At 61.3% G+C, this 10,284-nt stretch carries 6 protein-coding genes, 1 tRNA gene and 1 pseudogene; 7 read left to right on the top strand and 1 reads right to left on the bottom strand.

Going from position 1 to position 10,284, the window contains the following annotated elements:
• The first annotated feature begins 82 nt into the window (after positions 1 to 82).
• From VNX23_RS11255 to VNX23_RS11270, 4 genes and pseudogenes are all read left to right on the top strand, one after another.
• Positions 83 to 1,624 (top strand): sodium:proton antiporter, encoded by a 1,542-nt coding sequence (locus VNX23_RS11255; RefSeq protein ID WP_325630006.1) that lies wholly within the window; start codon positions 83 to 85, stop codon positions 1,622 to 1,624.
• 315 nt (positions 1,625 to 1,939) lie between these two features.
• A pseudogene (locus tag VNX23_RS31020) lies at positions 1,940 to 2,103 on the top strand (IS110 family transposase); the annotation flags it as partial.
• A 469-nt stretch (positions 2,104 to 2,572) separates the two neighbouring features.
• A complete protein-coding gene (locus tag VNX23_RS11265) occupies positions 2,573 to 4,411 on the top strand; it encodes a glycoside hydrolase family 15 protein (protein ID WP_325630008.1) in 1,839 nt (612 codons plus the stop codon).
• Positions 4,408 to 4,872 (top strand): HEAT repeat domain-containing protein, encoded by a 465-nt coding sequence (locus VNX23_RS11270; protein ID WP_325630009.1) that lies wholly within the window; start codon positions 4,408 to 4,410, stop codon positions 4,870 to 4,872. Before VNX23_RS11265 ends, VNX23_RS11270 begins: the two co-directional genes overlap by 4 nt.
• Before the next feature lie 1,088 nt (positions 4,873 to 5,960).
• Here VNX23_RS11270 and VNX23_RS11275 read toward each other — a convergent pair.
• Positions 5,961 to 6,398, bottom strand: a complete 438-nt coding sequence (locus VNX23_RS11275) for a hypothetical protein (protein WP_325630011.1) — start codon at positions 6,396 to 6,398, stop codon at positions 5,961 to 5,963.
• 809 nt (positions 6,399 to 7,207) lie between these two features.
• Here VNX23_RS11275 and VNX23_RS11280 point away from each other — a divergent pair.
• From VNX23_RS11280 to VNX23_RS11290, 3 genes are all read left to right on the top strand, one after another.
• A complete protein-coding gene (locus VNX23_RS11280) occupies positions 7,208 to 7,342 on the top strand; it encodes a hypothetical protein (protein WP_325630013.1) in 135 nt (44 codons plus the stop codon).
• Between the two features lie 411 nt (positions 7,343 to 7,753).
• Complete coding sequence (locus VNX23_RS11285; RefSeq protein WP_325630015.1) at positions 7,754 to 8,935, top strand: hypothetical protein; 1,182 nt, start codon at positions 7,754 to 7,756, stop codon at positions 8,933 to 8,935.
• A gap of 111 nt (positions 8,936 to 9,046) precedes the next feature.
• Positions 9,047 to 9,120 (top strand) — tRNA-Gln (locus VNX23_RS11290).
• Positions 9,121 to 10,284: the final 1,164 nt, after the last annotated feature.

Below are 10,284 nucleotides of genomic sequence, written 5' to 3' on the forward strand. Positions count from 1 at the left end.
GCGGCGTCACGAACAGCACGTTTTCCGGATCATACTCTAGATTACCGATCTCTATGAAATGCGCATTTGAGGATTTTACGGCTTGACGACTTTCGAATGGATCATCGGCTTGCTGCTCGGTGCGGTCGCGCTGTCGGCGCTGGCCCGGCGGATCAAGGTGCCCTACCCGACCTTCCTTGCCATCGGCGGCGTATTGCTGGCGTTCGTACCACACGGACCATCCTGGACGCTGGAGCCCGATCTGGCACTGGCGCTGTTCGTCGCACCGGTGCTGCTCGACGCCGCCTACGACACCTCACTGCGCGACCTCCGCGACAACTGGCTGCCGGTCTCGACATTGGTGTTCCTCGCGGTCGGCGTGACGACCGCTGTCGTCGCCGTGCTGGCACGTTGGCTGGTCCCGGACATGCCATGGGCCGCCGCGATCGCGCTCGGGGCCATCGTCGCGCCGCCGGATGCCGCCGCGGCCACCGCCATCCTTCGCCAGGTCAACCTGCCCTACCGCATCCTCAAAATCCTCGAGGGCGAGAGCCTGCTCAACGACGCCAGCGCGCTATTGATCTATCGGGTCGCGGTCGGCGCCGTTGCGGTGGAGCATTTGAAATGGAGCGAGTTCGCGCCCTCGGTGGTGCTGGCATTAGCGGGCAGCCTGGTGGCCGGCTATTTGTTTGCCAGGTTATGGCTCCTGCTGTCACGTCGGGTGAGCGAGGCGCCGAGCGCGATCATCCTGCAATTCGCCGGTGCCTTCACGGTGTGGATCGTTGCCGATCGCATCGGCCTTTCCGGCATCCTGACCATCGTTGCCTATGGCATCACCATCGCGCGGACCGCCCCGGCGCGGACCCCGGCACGGCTTCGGGTGCCGGCCTATGCGGTGTGGGAGACTACCGTCTTCATCCTCAATGTACTGGCGTTCATGGTGATCGGCATGCAGTTGCGGCCGATCTGGAGCCGGCTTGACGAGGTGGTGCGCACCGAATACGTCGCAGTCGCGGCCTGCGTGCTGGCCGCCGTCATCCTCGCTCGTATCGTCTGGCTCATGAGCTATGTCGTCACGCTGCGTACGCGGGTGGCCCAGCGGCTTCTTCTTCGCCGGAATATAGTGGTGCCCACGGTGAAAGGCGGCATGGTGGTGGCGTGGTGCGGCATGCGCGGCATCGTCACGCTCGCTGCCGCCTTCGCGCTGCCGGAAAACTTTCCCTATCGCGACCTGATCCTGCTGACGGCTGTCGCCGTGGTGCTCGGCTCGCTCGTCATTCAAGGCCTGACGCTTCGCCCGCTCATCCTGGCGCTCAAGCTGAAGCAGGATAATCGAGTGGCCGTCGAGGCCGCTCGCGCCCGCGCCATTACCTATCGGGCAGCGCTCGACGAGATCGAGGGCGACCCGTCGGAGGAAGCCGAAATCCTGCGGCTCGAATATCGCGCCATGCTGATGCGCGCGGAGAGCGATCCCCATGGCGGGGTCCCCACCAGCGAGCTGCCGGCCGATCCGCTGCGGCGACGGGCGATCGGCGCCGCGCGCCGCTCGCTCCTGAAACTGCGCCGCTCGGAAGAAATCGGCGACGACGCCTTCCATCAGATCGAGGAAGAATTGGACCACGCCGAACTCAGTGCCGAGGCGTGAGCTGTCTCGCTAGATCGGGATGACTTATCTTCGAATCGTCATCCCGCTCCATGCTTTTGTTTAAGCATGACTTTTTCGGAAAACCGGTACCCAGTTTTCCGGATCACCCGGGCCTCAGGTCTCACGGATTCCGTTGGCAAGAAAAGCCTGCCCAGAAAGAGACATGATGGCCGACTCATGGGCGATACGAATCAACGGCGTACGTGCTGCAGCGCCATTGTCCCGTCCTGCTCCGTGGCGCCACCTCAGCCCTGCTCACCCAAAGGAGCAGGGCCTTTTTTGCGGCATCGAACCGCAGACGATCTGTGTGTGAGTGGGAATCGCTATCTACGCACGCTGTTAATGCAAGGCGCTCGCGTTATTTTGCAAGGCCAGCAAACTGGGCAAAACACAGTTTTGGCCCGTGGCTAACGGCAGCGGCAAACCGCCTGCATCACAACGTGTTGGCGACTGCCCTAGCCAACAAGTTGGCGCGGGTTATTTTCGAGTCGCCGACCCAAGACACTGGACGAGATTCCAACGCATCCGCGCGAGATGCCGCGCTGTCGCGATTCCGGTGGGCCATTGTTTCGAAAAGCCTTGGAAGATCATAGAACGAGAATTGGCCCACTCTCAGGCTAACTCGTTGTCACTGTTCAGTTGTCGTATTCCGAAGAGAAGCGCGAGCCCGTGAGCGACATCGACATTGCAGTGGCGGATAGTCTGAAAGTGCTTGACCTCAAACGGCCGATTAGAGAAGCGACCGAGATGGCGTGGCGCTGCAATATGTCGCGACGGGCGAGGAGCTGACCTCCCACTCCGGCTCCCTCGCGACTGGCGAGGGCCGCGGGAGCGAGGTTGCGAGCAAAAAAGTTGAATATCCCGTGTCTCTTTTCGCCGCCTCAGGGCATTGACGATACGCCCATCGTGGGGCTCGATCAGTGCCGAGCGAGCGGAGGAGACGAGATCATGGGCTACAAGCCGATCGAGTCCTACGGCGTCATCGGCGACCTGCACACCGTTGCCCTAGTCGGCATCGACGGGTCCATCGACTGGTGCTGCCTGCCGCACTTTGACTCGCCGAGCGTCTTCGCGGCGATCCTCGACGACCAGAAAGGGGGCTCATTCCGCATCGCCAGTCTCTACGAGGCGCAGCACAAACAGATGTACATGCCTGACAGCAACGTCCTGGTGACGCGCTTTCTTAGCGACCAGGGCGTCGGTGAAGTCGTGGACTTCATGCCGGTTCAAGGCTCGCGCGAGATCAGAAAGATCCACCAGATCGTCCGGGTAGTGCGGGCGGTGCGCGGGTCGGTCCGCTTCCGCCTCGACTGCCGGCCGGCCTTCGACTTCGCCCGCCGACCCCACCAGGTCGTCCTTGAGGGCCGGGGAGCGATCTTCGAGGCGCAAGGCATGAAGGTCTCGCTAGTCAGCCGCTTCCCGCTTGGTCGGCAGGGCGACGGCGTCGCTGCCGAGTTCGTCCTCAACCCCGGCGAGACGACCACGTTCATCCTCCGCCAGGTAGAGGAGAACGGCCACGACAGCGTTCATGACGGCATCCTGCTCGAGGCGCGGCTGGTCGGCACGGAGGCCCTGACGCAGACCCTTGCCTTTTGGCGGCAGTGGCTAAGGAAGTGCAACTACTCAGGTCGCTGGCGCGAGATGGTCCACCGCTCGGCGCTGGTGTTGAAGCTGCTGACGTTCGCGCCGACCGGCGCGACCGTGGCGGCGCCGACCTGCGGGCTTCCGGAAGAGATCGGCGGGGTGCGCAACTGGGACTATCGCTATACTTGGGTGCGCGACGCCGCTTTCACCAATTACGCCTTTCTGCGCCTGGGGCTGACGTCGGAGGCAGAGCAGTTCATGGCCTGGTTGGAGCAGCGGGCCGTCGAGGGCGCCCGGGGCGACCCGTTGCAGACCATGTATCGCATCGACGGCGGGCACGAGCTGCCCGAGGAGGTCCTCGGCCACCTCGATGGCTACCGCGGCTCGCGTCCGGTGCGAATTGGCAACGCCGCTGCCGAGCAGCTACAGCTGGACATCTATGGTGAGCTGATGGACGCCGTCTACCTGTACGACAAGTACGGGACGCCGACCGCCTATGACTTCTGGTGCCACCTGCGCAAGATGCTCGACTGGGTAGCGAACAACTGGGAGCGACCCGACGATGGCATCTGGGAGGTGCGCGGTGGACAGCAGCAGTTCGTCTACTCCAAGGTGCAGTGCTGGGTGGCGCTGGACCGAGCGATCCGCCTTGCGCAAAAGCGGAGCTTGCCGCTGGACCGCACCCGCCTGGCCGCGGAGCGAGACCGCATCTACGAGGCCATCATGACGCGCGGCTGGGACACGGAGCGGCAGACCTTCGTGCAGCACTTCGCCACCGATGCGGTGGACGCGTCCAACCTGATCATGCCGCTCGTCTTCTTCCTGTCGCCGACTGACCCCCGCATGCGCGGGACGCTGGATCGGATCATGGCGGAGCTGGTCTCCGACAGCCTAGTGCACCGCTACGAGATCGGCAGAGGAGCCGGCGACGGCCTGACCGGGAGCGAGGGGACGTTCAATATGTGTACGTTCTGGCTGGTGGAAGCGCTGACCCGGGCGGGCCGCACCGTGGAGGCCCGCTTTATCTTCGAGAAGATGCTGACCTACGCCAACCACCTCGGCCTGTACGCCGAGGAGACGGGTCCGTGTGGCGAAGCGCTGGGTAACTTCCCGCAGGCATTCACTCACATCGGGTTGATCAGCGCCGCGTTCAACCTGGACCGCCGGCTCGGCCCTAAGGCCTTGAGTAGGGTCGGACCATGAGCGCGCAGGTCGCTTACCTAGGGACTTCCATCGTAGGCTGGGTGGGGGAGCTTTCAAGCAGCGATCCGCTCCAGCGCCGCCTCGGCGCATATGCCCTAGGCGAAATTGGTCCCGCGGCAACCGAGGCTGTGTCCGACCTCGCCGCGACCCTCCAGGACCCGGTCGGGTTCGTGCGCGTGTGGGCGGCGGCGGCCCTCGCCCGGGTGGCGCCGCCAGGTGGAGAGTCGGTCACCGTCCTCATCGCGGAGTTGGGCAATGAGCTTGCCTTCGTCCGCAGCTTGGCGGCCTGGCACCTCGGGCGCCTCGGTCCGGCCTTCCCGGGGATCGAACAAGCCCTCCTCCCCCTCCGACAGCTCGCGGGTGATAAGGATCCGAGCGTGCGGGTCGAGGCCGCGCTAGCGCTGGGGATGCTCGAGGGGAAGGGCGCCCCGCCGCCGGAGCTGAAGTCCTTGTCCTCTTGAGCCTCCGGCGGCGTCGAATAGCGTCCACAGTCATCGTTCGTTATTGGCAGCAGGATAGCTCATCTTCCGTCACGACGCGCTCAATCTTGTCCGACTTGATCCGGTATCTAAGACGTCCGTCCGCTTCGACCGGCATACATTGAACGAAGGTGTAAATCTCTGGCAGCTCGACCTGCACCCACCCCTGCGGCCCTTGACCGCGATGAATGACTTCGTCTTGTAGACGGTAGGCATGTGACATTCTGCGTCCCCTTTTGGATCGTTGTACTATGAAACGAATTACGGCAGTGGAAAACCCGCAATCCGGCGGGCTCAAGACCTAGCCGCCGGGAACGGAATTTTTTGGGGCCCGGAGACGGGACGCCAAAAATCGCCGCTCAGGCGCCTGGTGACTTGCAGAGACCAAAATCCAAGAAATGGAAGGCCCGCAAATCCCCGCAGAAAGAGCCCGAATGAGGGTCGTCTTGGAAACGCGAGGTTTGCGAAGACTGCGTGGTGGGCGCATCAGGGCTCGAACCTGGGACCCGCTGATTAAGAATCCAGACAGATTTCATTTGAGATCAATGGCGTAAGAGCAAACTTTGTTTTTTGGGCCGCATTGAGTTTGTTTGGAAATTGCCTTTCCTGCAAACTCGCAAATAGCGGCGCGTCATAAGCGCCATTTTTGGGAGCTAACCGATGCGTGAGCGCCCACCTCGCGCCCGGCTACGAACCTCCCCAGGAGACGTTCCGGTGAAAAATTTTGGCGCGGCTACAGCTTGAGCGCGACGCTCCCCGGCGCGAGGCTGCTGAAGGTCCCGGCCTGGTCGATGGCTGGGTAGTCCGCAGATATGGTCTGTGATACCGCGCCCTAAGAAGGTAGAGCGCGCCCTCGTCCCTTGGCCAGCGACCTTGACCACCTTCTCCGAGTTTCCCTTATTGATCGTGGCCAGGTAGGAGGCGGCCGTGGCCCGTCTGATGCTCCTGGCCTCGGCGGCTCTGCTGACCCGTGACAGCTCCGTGGTGCGCATGACGGACCTCTCGCCAACTGAACCAACTGGTTCCAGTGGTTCCAGTTGAGTAGTCTAGCACGCGCAACGCGTAACAATCTATGCTGCGCGTGCCCACGCGATCAGCTCGTTGCGGAGCATGCCCACCGCAACGATGAGCCGGAAGAACGTCTCGTAGTCGCTTTGAAAGTACATCTGCGCCCACGGCGGTGGTGGCTGCGTGAGCACGAGCTTGGTCAGCCTCGGCCACAGCTTGTTGTCGTCCAGGGGAGCGATCAGCTCCCGCTTGAGGTCTGCGATCAGTTCCGCTGGCTGCTCCTCTCTTCCGTTTGCGACGGCTTCTCCCTCTGAAGCGACATCAAAGGTTTTCTCCGTTGGGTCGACTACAAAGCACTGGCCTGTGCCGTCCAAAGTGAACACTTCGAACGACGTGGCGAACGAATCAAGGTCGCGCTGAATTTCCAGTGCTTCCTTCGCCGCGTCCTCCGGACTGTCTGCCTCCAGTTCGATATCCCAGCGTATTGAATAGAATGCCATCCGTGCTCCTTTTCCTCGCGCGCTCGGCACCCTGGCGCCGGTGGGATGGATACGCGCGATCGTCTGTGATCTTGATGCCGACTGGATCGGCGCACAAGCCGACCTCCCACGACCCGCCAATTCCCTTACTTTGGCCTAGGCAAAAGTAAGGTAGCCCCGGCCTTGGAGCTGAAAAGCCTTTGGTTCTAAGGGGTTTGCTTGGTGGGCGCACCAGGGCTCGAACCTGGGACCCGCTGATTAAGAGTCAGCTGCTCTACTCGCAAAAACCATGCGAGCTGTCCTTCCCTGCTGAGTCGTAAACGGAAAGTTAAACTTGAAATTCCGGGCACCAAATTTCGCCCGAGACTCTGGGTTCGGAATCGCTCCATGTTTCCGGTATGTCGCACAGCTTGATGGTCCCGAACGGCCGGATTTTTGTCTTGGTTGCACTGGCGGCGGCCTCGTCGATCAATGCTTTCGTGCTGTTAGCGATGCCTTAGATTCAAGGCGAAAGTTCAGACAGTGGATCGGAAATAGTCCGCACAAGACCTTGGAAGTGTGCAGAAATAAGGACCGGCCATTGGCCTATTGAGGCAAATTCGGGCTGTCCTCATCTCAGACTTACCCCTCCGATTTGCACGCTAATCTAGCCGGACGCTCGACCAAGAGCTTGTTACTCTTTCGTCCGCGGCCTTCTGCGTTTTCCATACTTGAGAGTTCAGCTCCAGTGGGAGCGGCCGACCGTTCGAACACCGCGAACCGTCCGAAGTAGTTTTCGAGGCGCTCGGCTCGAATAGCTGTCAATTTCACGCGAATATGGGAGCAGCGCAATGCCGCGGCGTCCGGCCAAGATCATACAAGCAGATATTGCCCGCGCGATCCGCGCCGCCAAGGCAGCCAGCGCAGGCGAAGTCACGGTCGATGGAGAAGGCGTTATTCGGCCCAATCGCACGATGAGTTTATAGCCGCCGTTCCACTTTTGGCCTCGCCTGAGCATGATGCTCGGGATGATCAACACGTCCGACATTTTCTCGATTGGCGAAAACGCAATTGCGACCGCGTCCGCGATAAGACGAAAGCCCTCCAGTAGGCCCGAATGACAGTGCGCAAGAAGGACAACTTGCTTCGGGGCGATCGGACGCCAGCCTATGTCGACCGGGAAACCGGAGCGGCCGAATTGCTAATTTCGACAGACACTTGGGATCAATGGGTGAAGGAAGGCCGCCTGCCCCCACCGTGCGACACGTTCCCTTCGGGCACTCCCCGCTGGCGCTGGGAAGACGTAGACCGTAAACTTTGCGGCCGGACGGCGTCGGACACCACCGATGCGGCCATGCGTGGAGCGTTGAGATTTGGCCAGAAAAAGGGAAACCGGCGTGACACTGCCTGAAGGGGTAGAGACCAAAACCATCCGCAAAAAAAGCGGAAAGGCCTACACCTACTATTATTGGAATCCCGGACGAAACACCGACCGCGAGGGCGAGCGGATCAAGTTGCCCGATGCGATCAAGCACCCGGCACGGTTTTTCGCCGAAGTCGAGCGGCGCCGGAACTCGACTCCTACCAGTTATCCGGCCGGCTCGATCGGCGATCTCATCACCCGATACCGCGCAAGCGACGAATTCAAACGGCTCTCCGAAGGCACACAATCTAATTACGAAGTGCACATGCGCCGCTTCGAGGCGCACGATACTTGGGGCATGGTGGCGGTTCGCGACCTGGCGCCGATCACGGTCCAGACCGCACGCGACGTGATGAAAGAAACCGCGGTGATGGCAAACCAGATGCTGTCGGTCGGCCGCACTATCTGGGATTGGGCGATTCCGCTGGACCTCGCCAAATTCAATCCGTTCGACAAGGTGAGAGACTTCGACATCCCAGACCGCGGGCATGTGCCGTGGCCGTCATGGGTGATCGACTATGTCCGAACGCACGCTTGGCCGGATCTGGTGCGCATGATGCGGCTCGGCGTGATGACCTGCCAGCGCGGCAGCGATCTCATCAGGATGGGGCCCGAGCACCGCGACCGCAACGGCCTCTGGTGTCGCCCGCTCAAGACCAGAAAGCGCCGCAGGTCCTTTCACATTCCCCTCGCGGCAGCCGACGCGCTCGAGATCGACCGGTGGGCCGAGACGCCGGTGACCTTCACGAATTCACGGTGGCTGAAGCCGATCGATCGCTTCCGCGAACACCTCTATCTTTATTCGCCGAAGGGCGCGCAATACACCGCTGACGGCCTGCGCGCGCGTTGGGGTCGCTGGCTTGCCGACACCCCGGAAGGCCGGGAGATATGTCGCCGCTGGAAAGAATGGGTTGCCGCCCAGGTCAAGAAGTACGATTGGGACATCGAGCCCGACGACACTGACCATCCGACCATCCACGGGCTGCGCGGCACCGGCATCTTGGCGCGCGCCGAGCAAGGCTACGAGGTGGACCAGATCGCCAATGACATCGGCATGTCCAGGCAGAACGTCGAGCACTACATGCGCTTCAAGGATCAGATGCAGGTCGCGGCCCAAGGGCAAAAGCGGCTTCGGCTGGTCTCGAAGGAGGACTAGACCGCGAACGTTTGGACCGCTATATCACCGCTGCCAGACGCCCGATTTGGAAAACTCCTTGGCGATCTTGGAAAACTTCCGAAAAAAGCGCTGTCAAATCAGCTACTTCGGTGGGGAATGGTGTAACGGTAGCACAACAGACTCTGACTCTGTTTGTCTAGGTTCGAATCCTAGTTCCCCAGCCAGCAAAATCAACTACTTAGCTCAAATTTCGAGACCAAAACTTCCCAGAAAATCATATTGGGAAGACCATGGGAAGGCAAAATGCCGCAGGGGATTCCAACTAAGCTTCGGGACGCTTTCAGCGAGGCAATTGCCCACTACGGTAGCTGGCGTTCCGGGGAGCCCGAGCCCGAAATCAGCCTAGACATGCATCGGATATCGATTAGCCGGGTTTGCGTTGCCGTTACTGCTTACGATGATCCCATTGACTCGGAGACTTGGAGTCATCTCGCGCGCTGCGTGCGTCGTGTGGATGGGTTCCCACCTGAGAGAACTTTCGCAAGCGCTGCACAGTTTCTCAAGTGTCTGATAGACGAGCGAGCAGCGAAACATCGCCGCCGGAGCGGGTCTGAGTAAGCGCGAGACCGTTGAAGCCCCGCCGGCAACAGACGCCGGCCCGCGCCCTGCAAAAGAAAACCCCAGCCAAGGCGAGCGAAGCGGCTGGGGCTCTAGAGGTGTCGGCTGCCTGGTAGCGGTCAGCCGATCAGTTCAACTTACGCTCGGCTGTGTCGGTCGTCAGTGTTCAAATTTGTCGCAGCGGGACCGAAGCCCCGCGCCCTCCAAAAGAAAACCCCAGCCCGGATGCGCTCGGGCTGGGGTTCTAGGGGTCGGCCGTCACCATCTCGCAGAGGCCAACCGATACAGTTCAACTTACGCTCGGCCATGTTGGCCGTCATTGTTCTAATTGTCGCAGCCCTCGGGCCCAGGCGCCCCGGTGGAGGTTAGAACAAAGGTCCGCCCTGTTGCCGCCACACACTATCGGAATCATTCCAGCCTCGACTAAAGCTGGGGACGCTAGTCGAAGGGGTGGGCAATGGCGAGTTGCAGATCGAAAGTGCGCGCCGCGGTGCGGGCACTCATCAAGACGCGCGAGCGGACTCGGCGTCGCATTCGTCGGCGCAATTTGCTGGCACATCGATAGTCAGAGTCACTGAATTAGAAGATCAGCGGTCCAAGAAAAGCAGGGCACCGTCATGGCCGGCCGGACCTTGCGCTAGATCATGGCCCCGGTGTCACAGGTCGTCATATCCTGACCGATGGCCCCGTTCCTCTTCACCTGCCCGACGACATCGATGAAGGTTCAACATTGGTCGGACCAAAACGATGACGTGCGAGAAAACGAATAT

Origin of the sequence: Bradyrhizobium sp. (assembly GCF_035570375.1) — a bacterium.
Taxonomy (GTDB): Bacteria; Pseudomonadota; Alphaproteobacteria; order Rhizobiales; family Xanthobacteraceae; genus Bradyrhizobium.

Bases quoted from the DNA above. Each gene is read 5' to 3' on its own strand.
- VNX23_RS11265 (WP_325630008.1), top strand. From the start codon at position 2,573: ATGGGCTACAAGCCGATCGAGTCCTACGGCGTCATCGGCGACCTGCAC.
- VNX23_RS11280 (WP_325630013.1), top strand. From the start codon at position 7,208: ATGCCGCGGCGTCCGGCCAAGATCATACAAGCAGATATTGCCCGCGCG.
- VNX23_RS11270 (WP_325630009.1), top strand. From the start codon at position 4,408: ATGAGCGCGCAGGTCGCTTACCTAGGGACTTCCATCGTAGGCTGGGTG.
- VNX23_RS11275 (WP_325630011.1), bottom strand. From the start codon at position 6,398: ATGGCATTCTATTCAATACGCTGGGATATCGAACTGGAGGCAGACAGT.